At 66.6% G+C, this 21156-nt stretch carries 18 protein-coding genes; 16 read left to right on the top strand and 2 right to left on the bottom strand.

Features of this window, described 5'->3' with window-relative positions; genetic code table 11:
* Window positions 1-24: 24 nt before the first annotated feature.
* The 8 genes from RXV90_RS00340 (at window position 25) to RXV90_RS00305 (ending at window position 8440) form a co-directional block, all read left to right on the top strand.
* Entirely contained in the window at window positions 25-999 is a 975-nt protein-coding gene (locus RXV90_RS00340; RefSeq protein WP_316646236.1) for a sigma-54 dependent transcriptional regulator, read from the top strand.
* A gap of 150 nt (window positions 1000-1149) precedes the next feature.
* Complete coding sequence (locus RXV90_RS00335; protein WP_316646235.1) at window positions 1150-2523, top strand: acyclic terpene utilization AtuA family protein; 1374 nt, start codon at window positions 1150-1152, stop codon at window positions 2521-2523.
* Window positions 2523-2843, top strand: a complete 321-nt coding sequence (locus RXV90_RS00330) for a DUF4387 domain-containing protein (RefSeq protein WP_316646234.1) — start codon at window positions 2523-2525, stop codon at window positions 2841-2843. The genes RXV90_RS00335 and RXV90_RS00330 overlap by 1 nt, the downstream gene beginning before the upstream one ends.
* An 85-nt stretch (window positions 2844-2928) precedes the next feature.
* Window positions 2929-4461, top strand: a complete 1533-nt coding sequence (locus RXV90_RS00325) for an ABC transporter substrate-binding protein (RefSeq protein ID WP_316646233.1) — start codon at window positions 2929-2931, stop codon at window positions 4459-4461.
* 80 nt (window positions 4462-4541) lie between these two features.
* A complete protein-coding gene (locus tag RXV90_RS00320) occupies window positions 4542-5549 on the top strand; it encodes an ABC transporter permease (RefSeq protein ID WP_316646232.1) in 1008 nt (335 codons plus the stop codon).
* Window positions 5546-6451 (top strand): ABC transporter permease, encoded by a 906-nt coding sequence (locus RXV90_RS00315; protein WP_316646231.1) that lies wholly within the window; start codon window positions 5546-5548, stop codon window positions 6449-6451. Before RXV90_RS00320 ends, RXV90_RS00315 begins: the two co-directional genes overlap by 4 nt.
* Before the next feature lie 8 nt (window positions 6452-6459).
* Complete coding sequence (locus RXV90_RS00310; RefSeq protein WP_316646230.1) at window positions 6460-7458, top strand: ABC transporter ATP-binding protein; 999 nt, start codon at window positions 6460-6462, stop codon at window positions 7456-7458.
* The gene (locus tag RXV90_RS00305; RefSeq protein WP_316646229.1) at window positions 7451-8440 is read left to right on the top strand and encodes an ABC transporter ATP-binding protein; all 990 of its coding nucleotides are present in this window, start codon (window positions 7451-7453) and stop codon (window positions 8438-8440) included. Before RXV90_RS00310 ends, RXV90_RS00305 begins: the two co-directional genes overlap by 8 nt.
* A 9-nt stretch (window positions 8441-8449) precedes the next feature.
* Here RXV90_RS00305 and RXV90_RS00300 read toward each other — a convergent pair whose 3' ends face one another.
* A complete protein-coding gene (locus RXV90_RS00300) occupies window positions 8450-10057 on the bottom strand; it encodes an FAD-dependent monooxygenase (protein ID WP_316646228.1) in 1608 nt (535 codons plus the stop codon).
* Between the two features lie 160 nt (window positions 10058-10217).
* Between RXV90_RS00300 and RXV90_RS00295 the strand changes: the two genes are divergently transcribed.
* The 6 genes from RXV90_RS00295 to RXV90_RS00270 all read left to right on the top strand — a co-directional run bounded on the left by RXV90_RS00295 (window position 10218) and on the right by RXV90_RS00270 (window position 16497).
* On the top strand, window positions 10218-10952 hold the full coding sequence (locus tag RXV90_RS00295) for a class II aldolase/adducin family protein (RefSeq protein WP_316646227.1): 735 nt from the start codon (window positions 10218-10220) through the stop codon (window positions 10950-10952).
* A gap of 2 nt (window positions 10953-10954) precedes the next feature.
* Complete coding sequence (locus RXV90_RS00290) at window positions 10955-12220, top strand: MFS transporter (protein WP_316646226.1); 1266 nt, start codon at window positions 10955-10957, stop codon at window positions 12218-12220.
* Entirely contained in the window at window positions 12207-13106 is a 900-nt protein-coding gene (locus tag RXV90_RS00285) for an EamA family transporter (protein ID WP_316646225.1), read from the top strand. Before RXV90_RS00290 ends, RXV90_RS00285 begins: the two co-directional genes overlap by 14 nt.
* Before the next feature lie 235 nt (window positions 13107-13341).
* Window positions 13342-14376, top strand: coding sequence for a Bug family tripartite tricarboxylate transporter substrate binding protein (locus RXV90_RS00280; RefSeq protein ID WP_316646224.1), 1035 nt, complete (start codon window positions 13342-13344; stop codon window positions 14374-14376).
* Between the two features lie 71 nt (window positions 14377-14447).
* The gene (locus RXV90_RS00275; RefSeq protein ID WP_316646223.1) at window positions 14448-15962 is read left to right on the top strand and encodes a tripartite tricarboxylate transporter permease; all 1515 of its coding nucleotides are present in this window, start codon (window positions 14448-14450) and stop codon (window positions 15960-15962) included.
* On the top strand, window positions 15952-16497 hold the full coding sequence (locus RXV90_RS00270; protein ID WP_316646222.1) for a tripartite tricarboxylate transporter TctB family protein: 546 nt from the start codon (window positions 15952-15954) through the stop codon (window positions 16495-16497). Before RXV90_RS00275 ends, RXV90_RS00270 begins: the two co-directional genes overlap by 11 nt.
* Before the next feature lie 9 nt (window positions 16498-16506).
* Here RXV90_RS00270 and RXV90_RS00265 read toward each other — a convergent pair whose 3' ends face one another.
* Window positions 16507-18297: a thiamine pyrophosphate-binding protein gene (locus RXV90_RS00265; protein ID WP_316646221.1), complete on the bottom strand. Its 1791-nt coding sequence runs from the start codon at window positions 18295-18297 to the stop codon at window positions 16507-16509.
* A gap of 174 nt (window positions 18298-18471) precedes the next feature.
* Between RXV90_RS00265 and RXV90_RS00260 the strand changes: the two genes are divergently transcribed.
* Window positions 18472-19680: a cupin domain-containing protein gene (locus tag RXV90_RS00260; protein ID WP_316646220.1), complete on the top strand. Its 1209-nt coding sequence runs from the start codon at window positions 18472-18474 to the stop codon at window positions 19678-19680.
* Entirely contained in the window at window positions 19677-21155 is a 1479-nt protein-coding gene (locus RXV90_RS00255; protein ID WP_316646219.1) for an ethanolamine ammonia-lyase reactivating factor EutA, read from the top strand. The genes RXV90_RS00260 and RXV90_RS00255 overlap by 4 nt, the downstream gene beginning before the upstream one ends.
* Window position 21156: the final 1 nt, after the last annotated feature.

Genomic DNA, 21156 nt, shown 5'->3' with positions numbered 1-21156 from the left:
TCGATTTCATCCGGGAGCCCGGGAATGCAGCAAAGGGAATTTGTCGGCCAGTCGGAGGTGATCCGCGATCTGAGGACGCTGATCGCGCGCGTGGCGCGCAGCAAGGCCAGCGCGGTCTTGCTGTACGGCGAAACCGGCACCGGCAAGGGGCTGGTTGCGCAGGAGCTGCACCGCCAGTCGGACCGGGCGCGCAAGCCCTTCGTCGACGTGAACTGTGCCACGATCCCGGCGGAGCTGTTCGACCAGGAGCTGTTCGGGCAGGACAAGGGCACGCTGGCGGGCGCACTGATGCGCAAGAACGGCCTGATCAACGCCGCGAATGGCGGGAGCCTGTTTCTCGACGAGATCCGGCAGCTCGATCATCTGGCGCAGTCGAAGCTTCTGGGGCTTCTGGACCGGAAGAGTTTTCGCCGGACCGGGGCGGTCAGCGATGTGGAGGTGGACGTGCGTTATATCTGCGCCACCAACCAGATCCTGTTCGACCAGGTGAAGAAGGGGCTGTTCCGGGACGACCTGTATTACAGGCTTCAGGTGGTATCGATCAATCTGCCGCCCTTGCGGGAGCGGGGCGACGATTGCCTGATCCTGGCGGACTACTTCATCAAGCGGCTGAACCGGCGCTACGGGCGCACGATCCGGGGCTGGGAGACGGCGGTGGCGGACGTGTTCCGCGCCTATCACTGGCCGGGGAACGTGCGGGAGCTTGAGAACCTGCTGGAGCGGATCTTCGTTCTGGAAAGCGAGGACGTGATCAAGGTGCGGCATATCCCGCCGCGGATCATGCGCGAGGTGACGAGCGGCACGCCGCCCGCGCCGCGGAACGGGGCGGTGCCGGAATGGGACGGCAAATCGTTCCAGGCCGCGACCGATGCCTTCCAGATCCAGATGATCCGGCAGGCGCTTTCGGCCGCCGGCGGGCGGAAGGCCGATGCCGCCGCGACGCTGGGGTTGTCGCGCCACGCGCTGCGCCACCAGATGAACCGGCTGGGCGTGCGCTGATTCTGCGCATGGCCGTGTGAAACCCGCGCATTCGGGCGATTCGGGCGGAAAACGCGCGAATCACGCGCGTTGCCGGGGGTGGCCGGGCCGATCTAGCATTCTCGTCAGGGAACCGTCCCAGCCGGTGTCACCCATGCGATGAAGGATGCCATGAAGCCCGTGAGAATCATCTGTCCCAACGGTCATCTGGGCTTCGCGCCCCTGAAGACCGAAAGTTTCCGGGCCGGGGTGGCGGCCGGACCCGATTATATCGCTGCCGATTCCGGATCGGATGACGTGGGGCCGGTGCCTCTGGCCACCGACAGTTCCGCAAGCCCGAAGGCCTGGCAGGAGCATGACCTGGAACAGATGCTTCTGGCCGCGCGCGAGCTTGGCGTGCCGATGATCATCGGCAGCGCGGGCGATACCGGGACCAACAGCCGGGTCGACATGTACGTGGCGATGATTCTCGACATCGCGCGGCGGCATGACCTGGCGCCCTTCAAGCTGGGCTATTTCTATTCCGAACTCGACCCCGAGACCGTGCGCGCGCGCATCCGGGCGGGCGACGTGATCGAGGGGCTGGACGGGCGCGCGCCGCTGGACGAGGCCGAACTCGACGCGACCGACCACATCGTCGCCATGGCCGGGGCCGATCCTTACATGAAGCTTCTGGCCGAGGGCGCGGACGTGATCATCGGCGGGCGCAGTTCGGACAGCGCGATCTTCGCCGCCGCCGCGATGCACGAGGGCTATCCGCCGGATCAGGCCTTCATGGCAGGCAAGCTTCTGGAATGCGCGTCGTTCTGTGCCGAGCCCTATGGCGGCAAGGAAACCGTGATGGGCACCGTGTCATCCGACGGGGTGGACGTGACGGCGATGCATCCCGACCAGCGCTGCACCGTCGCCTCGGTCGCGGGCCATGCGATGTACGAGCGCGCCAACCCGTTCCACGAATTCGTGGCGGGCGGGCTTCTGGACATGACCCACTGCCATTACGAGCAGATCGACCCGCGCACGACGCGCGTCACGGGATCGGAATTCGTGCCCGCGCGGCAGATGCGCGTGAAACTCGAAGGTGCGGGCAAGGCGGGCGAGCGTTTCGTCGGCATCTGCGGCATCCGCGACCCGCATACCATCGCGCATGTGGACGAGGTGATCGACTGGGCGCGCGCCGAGGTGCGCCGCCGGTTCGGCGAGGACGGCTATGAACTTCACTATACCGTCTATGGCCGTGACGGCATCCTGGGCGCCATGGAGCCGATGCGGGACCATCTCGCGCACGAGCTTTGCATCACCGTTCAGGGTGTGGCGCCGACGCGGGAGATGGCCGAGGAGCTGGCGCTGACCGGCACGCGGCAGCTGTTCTATGCTCGCCTGCCCGATGTGAAGGGCACCGCGGGCGGCGTTTCCTTCCCGTTCGACGAGGTGATGCAGGCGAGCCCCGCCTGCCGCTGGACGATCAACCACACCATGGCGGTGAGCGACGGGCTTGAACTCTTTCCGACCCACATGGTCGACGTGAACGCGCTGGAGGACGCCTGATGGCCCGCACGCTGGTAGATATCGCCAAGACGATCCGCAGCAAGAATGCCGGCGTCGACAAGATCACCTTCGACGTGATCTTCCGCACCGGCGAGGAGTACCGGCTGGTGCGCGACAGCGGTGCGCTGACCCGCGAAAGCGTCGCGGCGCTTTACGGCATCTCGCAGAACCGCATCACCGATTTCGTGGCCTTCGACCCGGCCTTTGCGATCAAGTTCTCGATCCTGCGCGAGCGCCCGAGCGGCAGCGCGGGCGATCCCGACATCTTCGGCGCACAGCAATATGCCCCGCTGATGGGCATCGAGGTGCCCGACCCGTAACCCCACGCCGCCCGGCCTGGCGGCGAATGACATGGCGGAGCAAACCGCCGGACCCGATCCCGACATAGGACAAGGAGGATACCAAATGGCGTTGAAACAATCCCTGATCGCCCTCGGCCTGGCCGGGATGATGGCGGTTCCCGGCTTTGCCGCGGAACTGAAGGTGGGCTATTCGGCCGATGCGCTGACGCTCGACCCCGCGAACCACCGCAACCGCGAAACCGAGACGATCATCCGCAACATGTTCGACGGTCTGGTGACCCGCGACGCGCAGATGAACGTCGTCGCGGAACTGGCCGAGGACTGGACGGCGATAGACGCCACCACCTACGAGTTCAAGCTGCGGCAGGGCGTGACCTTCCATGACGGCAGCCCGTTCACCGCGGCGGACGTGAAGTTCAGCCTCGACCGGATCACGAAGGAGAACGCCATGGGCGGGCAGACGAGCCCGCGGCAGAGCCTTCTGAGCGAGCTGGCCGATGTCGAGGTCGTCGACGATCATACCGTGCGGCTGAAGCTGGCCAACCCCTGGCCGATCCTGCCTGCGATGCTGCCGTTCCAGGAGCTTGTGTCCGAGGCCCACGTGGCCGCCGTGGGCGAAGGCGCGATGGCCGATGCCGTGAACGGCACGGGCCCCTTCAAGCTGGTCGAATGGCGCAAGGGCCAGAGCGTGATCATGGAGCGCTATGACGGCTATTACGGCGGTGCGAGCGACATCGCGCCGGTCGGCCCGGCCTGCGTCGAGCGCGTGATCTTCCAGGTGATCCCGGAAAACGCCTCGCGCGTGGCCGCGCTTCTGGCGGGTGAGGTGCATATCATCGACAAGCTGCCCGCGCATATGGTGTCGCAGGTCGATGCCAACCCCGACACCAAGGTGATGGCGGTGAACGGCACGCGCACGAGCTATATCGCGCTCAACAACATGGAAGGTCCGTTTGCGGATATCCGGGTGCGGAAGGCGCTGGCCCATGCGATCGACCGGCAGCTTGTGGTCGACAAGATCCTGGGCGGTGCGGCGACGCTGACCAACGGGATCCTGAGCCCCGATGCCTTCGGCAAGAACCAGAACCTGCCGGCATACGAATACGATCCCGAGAAGGCGAAGGCGCTTCTGGCCGAGGCGGGCTATGCCGACGGGCTTGAGGTGACGCTGGACGTGGACGGCGCCAACAAGGAAATCGCCGAGGCGCTTTCGGCCGTTGCCGCCGCGGGCGGGTTCCGGATCAACGTGGTGGTGGGCGAGGCCTCGATGCTGTCGAGCCGGTTCCGCACCAAGGGCGAGCCGATCGACGGGCAGATGTGGCTGACTTCCTGGGGCAACGGATCGCTCGACCCGGTGGGCATCTTCGTGCCGACGCACCGGACGGCGGATCGCGGCAACTCGTCGGGCTATTCGAACCCCGACGTGGACGCGCTTCTTGACGAGGCCAATGCCGAGACCGACCGTGCGCGCCGGGCCGAGCTTTATTCCCAGGCCGAGGCGATCGTGAACCAGGATCTGCCCAAGGTGTATCTCTGGGTTGCGCAGGATCTTTACGGTGTCTCGACCAAGGTGACCGGCTGGCAGCCGAGCGCCGACGGACGGATCAACCTGCACGACGCGTGCCTGTCCGAGTAAGCTGACCAAGTGCCCCCCGGCCGGAGCTTTCCGGCCGGGTACCCCATCCCGCCCGCGGAAGCGCCCGGAGTGCCCGCCCCATGAGCCTCGGAAAACTCGTCGAACGGCTTTTGCAGCTGATCCCCGTGCTTCTGGGCGTCAGCGTCATCGTTTTCGTCATGATGCTGTTCACCCCGGGCGATCCGGTGGAGATCATGCTGGGCGACCAGCACGTGACCGAAGAGCTTGAACAGGCGATGCGGCGCGACATGGGGCTCGACCTGCCGCCGCACGAGCGGTTCTTCAAGTTCCTCGGCAACGCGCTTCAGGGCGATTTCGGCCTCAGCTATTACCACCGGCAGCCGGTGGCGGATGTGATCGCCTCGCGCCTGCCCGCCACGATCGAACTGAGCCTTGCGGCGCTGATCTTCGCGCTTTGCGTTTCGATCCCTCTGGGCGTTCTGGCGGCGGTGAAGAAGAATTCGATCCTCGACCGGATCGCCACGGTGACCTCGCTCTTCGGCGTGTCGATGCCCGGCTTCTGGTTCGGGATCCTGCTGATCCTGTTTTTCTCGGTGACGCTGCGATGGCTTCCGGTTTCGGGGAATGCCGGCTTTTCGTCGGAGGTGGAGCCGATCACCCATCTTCTGCTGGTCGACAGCCTTCTGCGGGGGCGCCCCGACGCGTTCTGGGATGCGCTGCGCCACATCATCCTGCCCGCGATCACGCTGGGGCTTCCCATGGCGTCGATCCTGATGCGGGTGACGCGGGCCTCGATGCTTGACGTGCTGGACCGCGATTACATCACCTTCGCCGAGGCGAAGGGGCTGCGCCGCACGAAGATCCTTGTGAAGCACGCGCTGAAGAATGCGCTGATCCCGACGGTGACGGTGGCGGCGATCGAGACCGGATCGCTTCTGGGCGGGAACATGGTGGTGGAAACCGTGTTCGGCTGGCCCGGGCTTGGCCGGCTGGTGGTGGAGAGCATCTTTGTCAGGAACTACCCGCTGATCCAGGCCGCTGTGCTGTTCTATGCCGTGACGTACGTGATGCTGAACTTCGCGGCGGATATCCTTTACACCGTTCTGAACCCGAGGGTGCGGCTGTGACGGCGGTGACCGATCCCGAAGCCCCGGCCATCGCGCCGAAGGGCGAGACGCTGTTTCGCCGCAACATGCGGCTTTTCGCGTCATCGAAGCTGTCGATGTTCTTTCTCGCGATCACGGTGGGGTTCGTCATCATGGCGATCTTCGCGCCGTGGATCGCGCCGCATGACCCGAACGCGCCCGACCTGTTCCGCCGCCTGATGCCGCCGGCCTGGATGGAGGGCGGCGACTGGACCTATCCGCTGGGCTGTGACGCGCTTGGGCGGGATATCCTGTCGCGGATCATCTATGGTTCGCGCGTGTCGATCTTCATCGGGGCGGCGGTGATCCTGGTGGCCACCACGATCGGCGTGCTTGCCGGGCTGGCGGCGGGATATCTGCGCGGCTGGGTGGATGTGGTGATCTCGCGGCTCGTCGATATCCTTCTGGGCTTTCCCTATCTGATCTTCGCGATCGCGCTGATCGCGATGACGGGGCCGGGGCTTCAGAACATCATCCTGGCCCTTGCCTACAAGGAATGGGTGATCCCCTGCCGGGTGGTGCGGGGCGAGACGCTGGCGACCTCGGAAATCGAATATGTCGAGGCGGCGCGGGCGCTTGGGGCGGGATCGCGCAACATCATGCTGCGGGAGATCCTGCCGAATATCCTGTCGCCCGTGCTGGTGGTGTCGACGGTGCGCATGGCCCATGTGATTATCCTGGAGGCGAGCCTGTCGTTCCTGGGCCTCGGGGTGCAGCCGCCCACGGCCTCCTGGGGATCGATGGTGGCCGACGGCCGGTCGTTCATGCTGAGCGAGTGGTGGCTGTCGACCTTTCCGGGGATCGCGATCCTGCTTCTCGTTCTGTCGATCAACGTGGTGAGCCAGGGGCTGCGCGATGCCTTCGACCCGCGGTTTCACGACTGAGGCGGGGCATGGCGGATACGGTTCTCGACATCACCGATCTGAAGACCTGCTTCGACACGCGCGACGGAATGGTCACGGCGGTGGAAGGGGTGAGCCTGTCGCTTGCGCGGCAGGAAAGCCTTGGCGTCGTCGGCGAAAGCGGATCGGGCAAGAGCGTGACCTTCGCGTCGGTCATGGGCCTGATCAAGCCGCCCGGCTTCATCGCGGCCGGATCGATCCGGTTCAACGGACGGGAGCTTGTGGGGCTCAACCCGGCCGAATACCGCGACCTGCGCGGCAAAGAGATCGCGATGACGATGCAGGATGCGCTGACCGCACTGAACCCGGCCTATACCGTGTCGGACCAGATCATCGAGGTGCTTCTGGCCCATGACGAAACGCTTGGCGGCACACGCCGCGCGCGGAAGCGGCAGGCGCGGGAAAAGGCGCTTGAGATGATGCGGCTTGTGGGCATTCCGGCGGCAGAGACGCGGCTTGACGACTATCCGCACCAGTTTTCGGGCGGGATGCGGCAGCGGATCATGATCGCGATCGCACTGGCCTGCCGACCCAAGGTGCTGATCGCGGACGAGCCGACCACAGCGCTGGACGTGACCATCCAGGCGCAGGTTCTGGAACTGATCGCCGATATCCGCGAGCGGCTGGGGATGAGCGTGGTGATCATAACCCATGATCTGGGCGTGGTGGCGGAATATTGTGACCGGGTGGCGGTGATGTATGCCGGGCAGGTGGTGGAGACGGGGCCCACGGCGGAGGTGATCGCCAACCCGCTGCACCCTTACACGCAAGGGCTGATCGCTTCGATCCCGCGGCTGTCGGATCTGAAGCGGCGGATCCGCCCGATCCTCGGCACCGTGCCTAACCTGATCGACCTGCCCGCGCAATGCCGGTTCATGGACCGCTGCGACCAGGCGCAATCGCGCTGCCGGTCGCTGATCGAGATGCGCGACATGGGGGGCGGGCGGCAGGTGCGCTGTGCCATGGCCCCGGGAGGCAGCGATGGCTGATCTCGTTTCCGTCAGGGGCCTCGTGAAGCATTACGACAGCCGGCGCGGGCTTCTGGGCCGTGTCACCGGCAATCCCGGTACGCTGGTGCAGGCCGTGAACGGGGTGGATCTGTCGATCGCGGAGGGCAGCACCACCGGGCTGATCGGGGAAAGCGGATGCGGTAAAAGCACGCTGGGCCGCGCGATCCTGCGGCTGCACGAGCCGACGGCGGGCGAGGTGCGGTTCGGGGACACCGATGTGATGGCGCTCGACCCCGGCGGGATGAAGGCGATGCGGCGGCGGATGCAGATCATCTTCCAGGATCCCTATGCCTCGCTCAACCCGCGCCGGACGGTGGGAGAGATCGTGTCGAACCCCCTGCGCCTGCACGGGCTGGTGAAAGGTCGGGAGTTGCAGGATCGCACGGTGGAGATCCTGGAACGGGTCGGGCTGAACGCGGGGCACCTCAACCGCTATCCGCATCAGTTTTCCGGCGGGCAGCGGCAGCGGATCGGGATCGCCCGCGCCCTGATCATGAAGCCCGAATTCGTGGTCTGTGACGAGCCGGTTTCGGCGCTCGACGTGTCGATCCAGGCGCAGATCATCGAACTTCTGGAGGAGCTGAAGCGGGAGTTCGGGCTGACTTACCTGTTCATATCGCACGATATCTCGGTGATCGGCTATGTGAGCGACCGGATCGCGGTGATGTATCTGGGCCGGATCGTGGAGGAGGGGCCGACCGAGGCGGTTCTGACCGCGCCCGCGCATCCCTATACGAAGGCGCTTCTCGCCTCCGTGCCGCATATCGAACATGCGGGCAGCCGCCGCGCGTCTGTCAAGCTGAAGGGCGATCTGCCCTCGCCGACGAACCCGCCTGCCGGGTGCAGTTTTCACACGCGCTGCCCGGTGGCGATGGCGGAATGCGCGCGCGCCTTTCCCGGGACGACGGATCTGGGCCGGGGGCACAGCGCCGCCTGCCACCTTTTGCCCGGGGCGGCCTGAGCCGGGGCGTCAGGGCAGGGCGTGGCCCGTGACGGTGCGGGCCAGGGCCGCGGGATCGGCGGGCAGGGCGTTGCCGCGCCAGGCGATGTGAAGATCGGGGCGGAGGAGGAAGAGGTCGCGCCCGTAGAGATCCCGGAGCCGGGGATCGGGGAGGGAAAGCACCTCTGCCGGTGCGCGGAACGCTTCCAGGGCGGCAGCGAGCGTGGCGGCGGCTTCCGCGTTTCCGCCGAGATCGAGCACCGTGAAGCCCGGCCCCGCCAGATCGAGGAGGGAGGTGCCGGGACGGACCCAGGCGTGGGGAAGGCGCACGCCCGTCCAGGCCGTCGGGTCGTAGCTGCGGAACAGCTGTTCGGGCCCGCCCGGTTCCTCCCAGATCACCGGGCTGCCGGTGTAGCGGTAGCCGAGTTCGGCGCCGATCATCTCGTTCGTCTTGCGCTGTTCGGCCTCTGCCGTGCGGGTGAAGCCTGCGAGCGCCGCGCTGTCCTCCAGTAGCCCCTCGTGCCACATGCCACGCCACTTGCGCCGTCCCGTCGAGGCATAGCGGGAGGCGCCGATGTTGCGGTCGCCAACCGGCCGACGCTCGGCCTCGTAAGAGGCAAGAAGCGCGGGCCCGGCCCAGCCGCGCAGGGTGGCCGCGAGTTTCCAGCCGAGATCGACGGCGTCGCCGATGCCGGTGTTCATCCCGAGACCGCCGGTCGGGATCACGAGATGAACGGCGTCGCCCGCGAGGAACACGCGGCCCGCACCGTAGCGGTCGGCCAGAAGCAGGTTCTGCTTCCATTCGCCGACATAGAGCATCTCGTAATCGACCGGCGCGCCGACGACCGTTTCGAACTGGCGGGCCATGGCGGCGTCATCCTCGACCACCGCGTGGAGCGTCCAGTGGCGGGTGGAATCCTGCATGATGAGGAAGGAGTGGCGGTCGTCGGTGATGTGGTAGTGCCGCCCGCGCCCCGGACCGTCGCCGATGGGGAGCCTGCCGAACAGATCGTCGCAGCGGTAGAGAGCCTGGCGGAGGCGCAGGAGATCGCCTTCCCCCCTGAGCCCGATCCCGAGGGCGCGGCGCACCGCGCTTGCCCCGCCATCGCATCCGACGAGATAGGCGGCGCGGATGTGCGTGTCGCCGTCGGGGCCGGTGAGCCTTGCGGTCACGCCCTCTGCATCCTGATCGAGCCCGGTGAAGGCGGTGTCATAGCATATCTCGACCCCCGGCAGGGCCTCGGCGGCGTCGCGCAGAAGCGGCTCAAGCGTGTATTGCGAGATGAGCTGGTAGGGTTCGGCGGGCAGCGAGGTATCCTCGCAGGCCGCGATTTCGGCGCGCGCGGCCCTCACCGAAGGGTAATCGAGATGCACGAAGGGCGCGTGGGTGAGCGAACGCGTGATGAAGACATCCATCGGCACATCGGCGTCGAGCCCCGCTGTGCGGATCTTTTCCGCCAGACCCATGCGGCGGAAGATTTCCATCGTGCGGGCGTTGCAGCGTTCCATCTTCGGCAGGAATTCGGGGCCCGGTTTCAGATCGATCACCCGGCACCTGATGCCGCGCTGGCCGAGATCGATCGCGAGCGTCAGGCCCACGGGGCCCGCACCGACGATCAGGACCTCGGTCTGTTCCATCTCTTCGCCCTCCCTTCGCGTTCAGGGCGCAGATTAGGCCGGCGGGGGGAGGCGTCAAAACGGTGACGACGAAGTTTCCGGTATATGGAACAACGTTCCGAATGGCTTGACAGAGGTCGCCACGCCCATAGCGTGACGCTTAAGAGGAGGAGGGCGCGGCATGGATGATCTCGAAACGCTTCTGTCCGATCTGGTGACGGCGAGCCGGATTCTGGCGCATGAGGGGATCTGCGATGCCTTCGGGCATATCAGCGTGCGGCACCCGAACGATCCCGGCCGGTTCTTTCAGGCCCGCGCCGTGGCGCCGGAACTGGTGACGCGGGACGACATCATGGAGTTCACGCTGGACGGCACGGCGGTGTCGGATGACCGGAAGCCGTTTCTGGAGCGCTTCATCCACGGCACGCTTTTCGAGGCGCGGCCGGATGTGAATTCGGTCGTCCATTCGCATTCGCGGGGTGTGATCCCGTTCGGGATCACGGATGTGCCGATCCGGCCGCTTCTGCATTCCTGCGGGGTGCTGGGGAAGGACATCCCCGTCTGGGACGCGGCGGATGGGTTCGGGGATACCAACCTTCTGATTTCAAGCAACGACATGGGCCGGGATTTCGCGGGCACCCTGGGCGCAGGGCGCGCGGCGCTGATGCGGGGGCACGGCTCGACCGTGGTCGGGCGGTCGATCCGCGAGGCCGTCTATACCGCCGTCTATCTCGACGTGAACGCGCAGCTTCAGGCGGCGGCGATGCAGCTGGGGCCGGTGAAGTTCCTCTCCGATGGCGAGATCGACCTGATCCAGTCGCGGCTAGGCGATGCGAAGCCCGGCGAGGGCTATGACCGGACCTGGCAATACTGGGCGCGGCGGGCCGGGATGGCCGGTGACGCCCCCGTGCCCTGAGCATGACGGAGCCCACCGCCCGGGGCGGGTTTGCCGCGTTCCGCGATCCCGGCTTTTCGGGGTATTTCGGCGCGCTGCTGGCGACAGGCTTTGCCGTGCAGATCCAGACCGTGGCCGTGGGCTGGCAGGTGTATGACCTGACGCGCGATCCGCTCGACCTCGGCCTGATCGGGTTGTCGCAGTTTCTGCCCGCCCTGCTTCTGGTCGTGGTGACGGGCACGGTGGCGGATCGCTATCCGCGCCGTGCGATCATGGGCATCTGCCTGTCGGTGATGGCGCTGGTGGCGACGGGACTGTTTCTTCTGGCGCGGAGCGGGAGCCCGCCGGTGCTTCAGATCTTCGCGCTGATCGCGCTGTTCGGGGCGGCGCGGGCCTTCTACAACCCCGCGCGGCAATCGATCATCGCCAATCTCGTGCCACCCGAGCGGCTTGCCGGGGCCGTGGCGCTGAATTCGAGCGCGAACCAGTTCGCGATGATCTGTGGCCCCGTGGCGGGCGGGTTGCTTTACGGGCTGGCGCCCGAGGCGGCCTATGGGGCGAGCCTTGGCCTGTTCGGTGTTGCGGCCGTGATGGTCGTGATGATCCCGAAACCCGCGCAGCGGATCACGAAGGCGCCCGCCACGCTGGAAACCCTGAGCGCGGGCTTCCGGTATATCTGGCGGGCGAAGGTGGTGCTTGGGGCGATTTCGCTCGATCTGTTCGCCGTGCTTCTGGGCGGGGCGATGGCGCTGTTGCCGGTCTATGCCCGCGATGTGCTGGAGATCGGGCCCACGGGGCTTGGCCTTCTGCGCGCGGCCCCCGCGATCGGGGCGATCGTGATCGGCGGCTGGCTGATCGCGCGGCCGATCACCGACAATGCGGGGCGGACGATGTTTGTGGCCGTGGCGGCCTTCGGGGCGTTCACGGCGCTCTTCGCGGTGTCGGAGATCGTCTGGATCTCGATCGTGGCGCTGGCCTGCATCGGGGCGGCGGACATGGTGAGCGTCTACGTCCGCAGCACGCTGATCCAGCTTTGGACGCCGGATGAGCTGCGCGGGCGGGTGAATGCCGTGAACCAGGTGTTCATCGGTGCGTCGAACGAGGTGGGCGCGTTTCGCGCGGGCACGATGGCGGCGCTGATCGGGCCGGTTGCGGCGGTGTTCATCGGAGGCGCGGGCGCGCTGGTGGTGGCGGGGCTCTGGCGGAAGCTGTTCCCCGAGCTTGCCGCGATCCGGCGGCTGGACGCGCCGGGCCGCGGGGCAGGGGAGGGGCAGGGTGTTTCTGGGTGAGATCCTGGCGCTTCTGTCGGCGCTGGCCTTCGCGCTGTTCAACGTCACGGTCAGCGCCACGTCGGGGTCGCGCGGTGACAAGGGGGTTCTGTTCTCGGTCATCGTGACGATCGGGTTTTCGGCCGCGGTGTTCCTGGTGCTGGAAGCCGGGCGCGCGCCGATCCCCACGGGCCCGGACACGTGGTGGGGGCTTGCGTTTTTCGCGGGCGCGGGCGTGTCCGCCATGGCGTTCGGGCGGTCGCTTGTCTTTTCGTCGATCCGGCGGCTGGGGCCGACGCGGGCCTCTGCCGTCAAGCGGCTTAACCCGTTCTTCTCGGTGGTGCTGGCCGCGCTGATCCTGGCCGAGCCCGTCACCGCCCTGGATGGCTGGGGACTTCTGGCGATCGCCTGCGCGTTTGCGCTTCTGGTGAGCGACAGCCTGCGGCGGGCCAACGCGGCGCAGGCGAGCGTGACGCCCCTGGCCTACGGGATCGGGGCCGCCGCGGCGCTGGCCTATGCGGTGGCCTATGTGGGCCGCAAGGCGGGGCTCGACCTCGTGGACGCCCCGGCGCTCGGGACGCTTGTGAGCGCGCTTGCGGGCTTCGCGGCCTTCGCGCTGCTCGCCCTCGTTTCGCCGGTTTACCGGGGGATGTTCCGCGGCGTGTTCCGCAATATCGACCGGCCGGTCCTGTTCTCGGCGATCCTCGTTTCCGTGGGCCAGATCCTGATGTTCGCCGCGCTCGCCCATGCCCCGGTGACGACGGTCGTGATGATCTCTTCCCTGGAGATCTTCTTTTCGCTGTTCCTGTCGTGGCTTGTCTTCGGCACGGAGCAGCGGCCGGGCCTGCCGGTTTTTCTGTCTGCCGCGCTGGCCGTTACGGGCGTTGTCCTGGTGGCCGCGGGGTAGGCCGCGGATGTAACCGTTCCTTTATACAGAACCGTGTCCCATTGACGGAAAGCCCCGTTCCGCCTAGCCTTTCATGACATCATTTCCGACGGAGCCGGGGAGGCGGCTGCCAGGACATGTGTGACAGGGAAATGCCGAATGGCAGAAAAGAGTGACCCCGCGACAACCGGGGCCCCCGGCGCCAAGACGAGCCGATGCCCCGGGCCGGACATTCGATGAACACTCGGGAGGTATCATGAGAAGAACGTTTCTGAAGACCGTCGCCGCAGCCGCGGGGCTTGCCGCGCTTGGCCTCGGCAGTGCCGCGTCGGCCCAGTCGGCGGCGGAGTTCTACAAGGACAACGTGATCAAGTGGATCGTGCCCTACGATCCCGGTGGAGGGTATGACGAATACAGCCGCATGCTCGCGCCCTATTTCGAGAAGTACACGGGCGCGCGCGTCGATATCGTGAACATGCCCGGATCGGGCGGCATGAAGGGCGCGGTGGAGATCTTCAACTCTCCGAATGACGGCACCTATATCGGCATCATCAACGGGTCGGCGATGGTGACGAACCAGCTGGCCCAGATCGAGGGCGCCAACTACAAGGTGGGCCAGTACGAATATCTTGGCCGGATGGTGGCTGACCCCCGCGTGATGGTCGTCAGCGCGCTGTCGGGCATCGAGAGCTTCGAAGACATGATGAACAATGGCCGTCCCGAGATCGTGGGCGCGACCGGGCTTGGCGGCTCGACCTATGTGGACGCCGTGATCATCGGTGACGCCTTCGGGATCGACCAGCGCGTGGTGCACGGCTTCGACCGGTCGGGCGACATCCGGACCGCGATGCTGAGGGGCGATGTGCAGGCGATGTGGGGCTCCCTCGGATCGGCGCTGAAGGGCATCGAATCGGGCGATCACAAGGTGATCCTACATGCCGAGAAGGAAGACCGGCCCGAGCTTGGCGGCGCGCCGTCGATCTATGATGTCGCCAAGACCACCGAGAATCCCGAGCGGGCGACGAAGATCCTGAGAAGCTGGGAAGCGCTGAACGCTGTGGGCCGCCCGGTGGCCGCGCCTCCGGGCATTCCGGAAGACCGGCTTGCGTTCCTGCGGGAAGCCTTCGCTGCGTCGATGAACGACGCTGAGTTCGTGAGCCAGATGGAAGAGGCCGGGCGCGACCTTCTTTACGCCTCGGGCGAGGAGATGTCCGAGATCGCCAAGGCCGCGACCGAGCTTGAGCCGGATATCGAAGCGCTGTTCGTCCGCGCGATCCGCGGCGAGATCTGACGGCACTTCGAAAGCATCACTGCCCCCGCCGGGCGACCGGCGGGGGTTTTTGAGGGGCAGGGCGCTTTCACATGACAGTCATCGAGGGGATGATCAGCGGCTTCGCGCAGTCGATCAGCTGGGCGGTGTTTCCCTATCTTTTCGTCGGGTCGATCTTCGGCCTGATCATCGGGGTGATCCCGGGGCTTTCGGGCCATTTCGCCATGGCGATGGCGGTGACGTTCCTCTACCAGATGGAACCCGCCGCGGGCATTGCCTTCATCCTGGGCGCCCATGCGACCGTGGCGCAGGGCGGCGGGCTGACCGCGATCCTGTTTTCCACGCCGGGCACGGGGCAGAACGCGGCGACGCTTCTTGACGGGCCGCCGATGCGCGACAAGGGCGAGGCGGGGATCGCCGTGGGCGCGGCGATGGCCGCCTGCTTCCTGGGCGCGACATTCGGGGCGGTGGTACTGGGGCTGCTGATCCCGGTGCTTCGGGAGGTGGTGCTGTTCTTCGGCCCGCCCGAAGTGTTCGTGCTGGCCTTTCTTGCGCTGACATTCGTGGCCGTTCTCGGAAAAGAGGACATGACGCGCAGCCTGATCGCCGCGCTTCTGGGCCTTCTGCTGGCGATGATCGGCGTGGACAACGTGACGAACACGCACCGCTTCACGCTGGGATCCGACCGGCTGGCCGACGGGTTGCAGCTTGTGCCCGTGATCCTTGGCCTCTTCGCGGTGGCGGAGATGATCGACCTCTGGGTGCGCGGCGGGTCGCTGGCGCGGGATGTGCCGAAGGCGCTGTCGGCCAAGGACACGCAGTTTCAGATCTTCAAGGGCATCGGGCTGGCGTTCAAGCACTGGTGGCTGGTGATGCGCTGTTCGGCGATCGGAACGACCATGGGGCTTATTCCCGGGCTGGGGTCTGCCCCGGCCTCGTTCGTGGCCTATGGCCATGCCAAGCAATCCTCGCCCGACCGGGACACCTTCGGCACGGGCAACGTGAAGGGCGTGATCGGGCCCGAGGCGTCGAATGACGCGGTGGAGGGTGGGGCGCTTGCCTCGACCATCGCCTTCGGCATTCCCGGCTCGTCCTCGATGGCGATCCTTCTGTCGGGGCTTTTCATCCTCGGCCTCGATACCGGGCCGCAGATGCTGAACCAGAATGTCGACATCATATTCGTGATGATCTTCACCATCATCATCGGCAACCTGATCGGCACGATCGTGGGCATGTTCCTCGTCAACCCGCTGAGCCGGGCAACGTCGATCCGGGCCTCGGTGATGGTGCCTGTCCTGATGGCGGTGATCGCCACGGGGGCCTTCGCCGGCGAACGCGCGATCTTCGATATCGGGGTTGCGGTGGTATTCGGCATCCTAGGCTACGTGATGAAGGTGCTGAACTACTCGCGCGCCGCGCTTCTGATCGGCTTCGTGCTTGGCTTCGCGGTGGAGAAGAACCTGTACCTCGCGCTGCTGCTCGACGGGCCGTTCTTCGTGATGCAGCCCATTCCGCTCGTCCTGATGCTGATCACCGTGGCGTTCCTCGCGTGGAACATCTGGGTGATCGTGCGCGACAAGAAGAAGGTGATCCCCGGTGCCAAGTGATCCCGAAACCACCCCGGAGGCCGCGGAGGCGGCCAAGACGCGGCATGGCAACATGTTCGCGCTGGAGATCTGTTTCCTGGCCTTCATCGCCGTGGTCACGGTGGCCGCGTTCTTCGAGGCGCTGACCTACAAGCTGGTGTCGTCGCGGACGCCCTTCGTCATCATGGTGCCGCTTCTGATCCTGATCGCGATCCATGCGCGGCGGCTGTGGCGGGTGCGCGAGGGGTTCGACCCGCGGGCGCGGATTGCCAAGGCGTTCGGCGGGCAGGTGGGGAATTTCAACAAGGTTCTGGGGATATCGACCTGGATGGTCGGGATGGTCCTGATGATCCTCGTTCTCGGCCACTATGCCGGCGTTTTCCTGTTCTGCGTGATCCTGATGCGGATGCTGGCGGGCGAGGAGTGGATGCTGACGGTTCTGACGGCGGCCGGGGTGACGCTGTTCATCTGGGGCGTCTTCGAATTCATCTTCGATATCAGCCTCTACCGGGGCCTGATCATCCGCTACTTCCTGGGCTTCCGGGATTTCGGATAGGGCGGCGTTTCAGCCGCCCTTCGTGGCGCGGCGGACCGCCTGCTCGCGGCCCTGTCGCGGATCGATCCAGACATCGATGAGGTAGGGGCGTCCGTCGCGAAGCGTGGCCGCCGCCTCTCTGACAGCCGCGCCGAGACCGGCCTGCGTCTTGATCGGGCCGGTCGCGTCGACGCCCTGGCCGCGGGCGAGCATGGCGATGTCGGGGGCGGGATCGTCGAGCCGCTGGCCCACCCAGGCGTTCGCCTCGTTGCGGCCGCGGCGGCGGGCCACGGCTTCCTGGTGCAGTTCGTCGTTGAAATACGAGCGGTTGTTGCCGACGACGATCAGCAGGGGCAGCCGGTACTTCGCCGCCGTCCAGAGCGCGGTGATGCCCATCAGCGTGTCGCCGTCCCCGAGCGTCGCGACGACGTGCCGGCCCGAGCCCTTCAGGGCGAGTGCGGCCCCGACGGCGAGGCCGGGGCCCGAGCCGATGCCGCCCCCGCCATCCTTGCCGAGGAAATCGAGCGGGCTGCGTTGCGGCCAGAGATCGTGGGGCCAGCTGCGGGACAGGGCGGGGAAGGTGACGGGCGTGTCGCCGAGTTCGGCCTTCAGCGCCGCGGCCACATCGCGCATGGTGAGCGCGTCGCCCGCCGCGGGCTTGGGCGCCGGGGCGGGCGGCAGGGCGGGCGCGGGTTTCGCCGGGCCGGGCAGGGCCGCGAGAAGATCCGCCACCACCGGATCGGCGGGGCAGAGAAATTCGATATCGACGGGCGGGAGGCCGAAATGTTCCTGTCCCCAGCCGCGGTGCAGATGGCTGTCGTCGCCTGCGTGGATCACCTTCGCCGGTACCGGGCCGTCGCCGAAGGCCTGCTTCAGGATGCCGCCCAGGTCGATCCAGCCGAGGCTCAGGATCACGTCGGTCCGGGTCAGGACCTCTGCCGCCATCGGGTTGAGCTTGTTGATCGGCGGCCCCGCATGGTTCGGGTGATCGCCCGGCACCATGGTGCCGGCCTTGAGATCCGACAGCATCGCCGCGCCGGTGCGTTCAGCGAGGGCCACGCGCGCCGCCATGGCCTCTTCCGTGCGCAGGCCGCGCCCGAAGAGGATCACCGGGTGCGTCGCGCCATCGAGAAGATGCGCGGCCTTTTCGATCAGGTCCGGGTCTGGCCGGGGCGGGGCTGGAGGCGCATGACGCGCGGCATCGGGCCAGGTCAGGTCGCCCTCGACCGGGGCCTCCTGCCAGCCCGCGTCGAGATTGATGTAGACCGGGGCCGCGGGGCTGGCATTGGTGAGCTTCCAGCCGCGGGCCATCGCCTCGATACAGGCCTGGGGCGAGCCCGGCTGATCATCCCACTTTGTGAAGTGACGGGTCAGCGCGCCCTGATCGAGCGTGGTGTGCAGCCAGTCGATCCAGGGCCGCCGCTGGGCCGCGTCGACCGGCCCGGTCGCCCCGAGGATGAGCATCGGTGCGCGATCGCCCCAGGCGTTGAACATCGCCATGGAGCCGTGCAGCAGGCCGACATTGGAATGAAGCGCGACGGTCATCGCGGTGCCGGCGACCTTGGCATACCCATGCGCGATGGCGACCGCGTGTTCCTCGTGCAGGCAAAGCAGCATCTCGGGCCGGTCGTTGCCGAGGTGGTTGACGAGGCTGTCGTGGAAGCCCCGGTAGCTCGCGCCTGGCGTCAGGGCGATGTAGGGCACGCCGAGGCGGCGCAGCATCGCCGCGGGCACGTCTGAGCCCCAGCCGATCCCCTCATCAAGCGGCCCTTCGACCGGTTCGGCCTTCCAGTTGTCCCGCGCGCCGCCATCCTCTGCCATGCCGGTCCTCCCCTTGCGCCCGTGTTTGACCGTGACAGTAGGGCGGGGGCACGGGCGCTGTCACAAGGCTGCGGCAAGCGTTCCGTCATGTGGAACTCCATTCCACGAAAGTTGACCTTCGGCGCGCCCTGCGACATGTTGTCGGGCACGAAAAAGAGGTCGGGGAGGAGATCCATGCCGCACGATATGGACGGCACAGTCCACTGGCACGAACCGAAGCGGGGCGAGCGGGCCGGGTATGGCAAGTTCGGGCAGCCCCTGTCGGATTACGACAAGTTCATGGAAAGCGAGGGGATCCCGATCTTCCGTGGGATCGGCATCCGCACCGTGCGTGACCTCGAACTGGCCGACTGGCCCCGGATGGGCGGGCGCGGCAGTTACATCCAGCTGCACGGCACCGAGGGCAAGTGGGGCCAGTACGTCGTCGAGGTGCCCGGTGCGGGCGCGCTGAATGTCGAGCGGCATCTTTATGAAGAGATCTATCTTGTCGCCGAAGGGCGCGGCACGACCGAGGTCTGGCTTGAAGAGGGCGGCAAGAAACACGTCTTCGAATGGCAGAAGGGATCGCTTTTCTCGATCCCGGTGAATGCCTATCACCGGATCGTAAATGCCACCGCCGAGCCTGCCCTTCTGATCGGGGGCACGACGCATCCCAACCTTCTGAACCTGATCGGGGATAACGAGTTTCTCCACAATTGCCCCTATGAAATGACGTCGCGGTTTTCCGGCTCGGAAGATTTCTACAAGTACAAGGAAGATCTTGAGCCTGATCCGATCCGGGGGCTGGCGATGCGGCGGACGAACCTTGTCCCCGACGTCGTGAATTGCGACCTGCCGCTCGACAACCGCCGCAGCCCCGGCTGGCGTCGGGTGGAGCCGTTCATGACCGGCAACAAGTTCTACCTCTGGCTGGGCCAGCACGAGACGGGCAAGTATTCGAAGGGCCATGCGCACAGTTCGGCGGCCGTGCTGATCTGTGTGAAGGGCAAGGGATACACCTATACCTGGCCCGAGCGCTGCGGGGTGAACCCCTGGAAGGACGGGCATGGCGACCAGGTGGAGCGCTGCGATTACGAGCAGTTCGGCATGGTGACGGCGGCGCCGGGGGGCGATCGCTGGTATCACCAGCATTTCAACTCGTCGGCAGAGCCGTTCCGCCTGACCGCGTGGTTCGGTCCGAACCATCCGACCCTCGTGACCGGCCTGCCGCCGGGCGCGAAGCAGATCGACTATACCGCGATGGATGTGACCGAAGGCGGCACGTCGATCCCCTACTGGATGGAGGACCCGAAGCTTCGGGCCGAGTTCGAGGCCCATATCGAGGCCAATGGCGGGGCGACGCGGATGGATCCGGCCCTGTACGAAAAACCGGCGGACCAGTGAACGCGGCGCTGCACCCCGACGAGCTTGATCCCGGCGGGCGGATCCACTTTTCCGGCGCGGACCGGTCGCTGATCGAGGAAGACCAGATCGAGCTGACGAGCATCGGCGTCGATATCGGATCGTCGACCTCGCATCTTCTGGTGTCGACGATCACGCTGGAGCGGCTTGATACGGCCTATGTGGTGACGGGGCGGGAGGTGCGGTTTGCCTCCGATATCCTGCTGACGCCCTATGCGGGGGACAACACGATCGATGCCGGGGTGCTGGGCGACTTCATTCACCGGCAATATGCGGCCGCCGGAATCCTGCCCGAGGATATCGACACGGGCGCGCTGATCCTGACAGGGGTGGCGGCGCGGCGGGCGAATGCGCGGGCGATCGGCGAGATCTTTGCTGCCGAGGCCGGGAAATTCGTGGCGGTGAGCGCGGGCGACGCGCTGGAAACGCTGATGGCCGCCCATGGATCGGGCGCAGTGGCCCTGTCTGAGCAGGGGGATGCGGTTCTCAACATCGATATCGGTGGGGGGACGACGAAGATCGCGCTGTGTGAGGGCGGCGAGATCGTTTCGCGTACGGCCGTGGATGCGGGCGCGCGGCTGATCGTGCTTGATGCCGGTGGGCGGATCGATCGGATGGAGCCTTACGGGGCCAAGCATCTTGCGGCGGCGGGTATCGCGGCTGGCGTTGGCGACGTGCTGAGCGATGAGGAACGCGCGGCGGTGGCGGCGGTGATGGCGGAGTGCATCATGGCCGCGGTCGGCGGGGCTGCAGTCGATGGGTTCATGCGGCTGCCGCCCCTTGGCCGCGCGGGTGCCGCGCGGGCGGTGTTTTCCGGCGGAGTGTCGGAATTCATCGCGGGGCAAAGGGAGGAGACGGGCGATCTTGGCCCCGACCTGGCGCGCGCCATCGCGGCGCGGGCGGAGGCAACTGGGCTGACGGTGGAGCCTGCGCGACAGGGGATCCGGGCCACGGTTGTGGGGGCGTCGCAATACACGGTGCAGGTCTCGGGTTCGACGATCTTTCTTGATCCCGAGGATGCGCTGCCCTTGAGGAACCTCGCGGTGATAGCGCCCGCGCTGGAGCTTGGCGACGAGATCGATGCCGATGCCGTGGCACGGGCGGTGCGCGAGGGTCTTGACCGGCTGGACCTCGGATCGGGGGAGACGCCGGTGGCCGCCGCGATCCCGTGGGAGGGTTCGGCGAGCTATGCGCGGCTTTCGGCGCTTGGGCGGGGCCTCGTTGCCGGGTTGAGGCCCGTGCTCGATGCCGGACACCCCTTGGTGATCGTGACCGACGGCGATATCGGCGGCCTGATCGGGATGCAGTGCCGGAGCGAGGAGGATGTGCCCGGCGCGATCATTTCGATTGACGGCATCGCGCTGTCGGAGTTCGACTTCATCGATATCGGCGAAGTTCTTCGCGCCACGGGCGCGGCGCCCGTCGTCGTGAAATCGCTTTTGTTCCCGGTGGAGTAGC

Origin of the sequence: Ovoidimarina sediminis (assembly GCF_032586175.1) — a bacterium.
GTDB classification, from domain to species: Bacteria; Pseudomonadota; Alphaproteobacteria; order Rhodobacterales; family Rhodobacteraceae; genus Ovoidimarina; species Ovoidimarina sediminis.
Note: the sequence above shows the minus strand (reverse complement) of the source record. Positions and strands in the feature narration are given on the sequence as shown.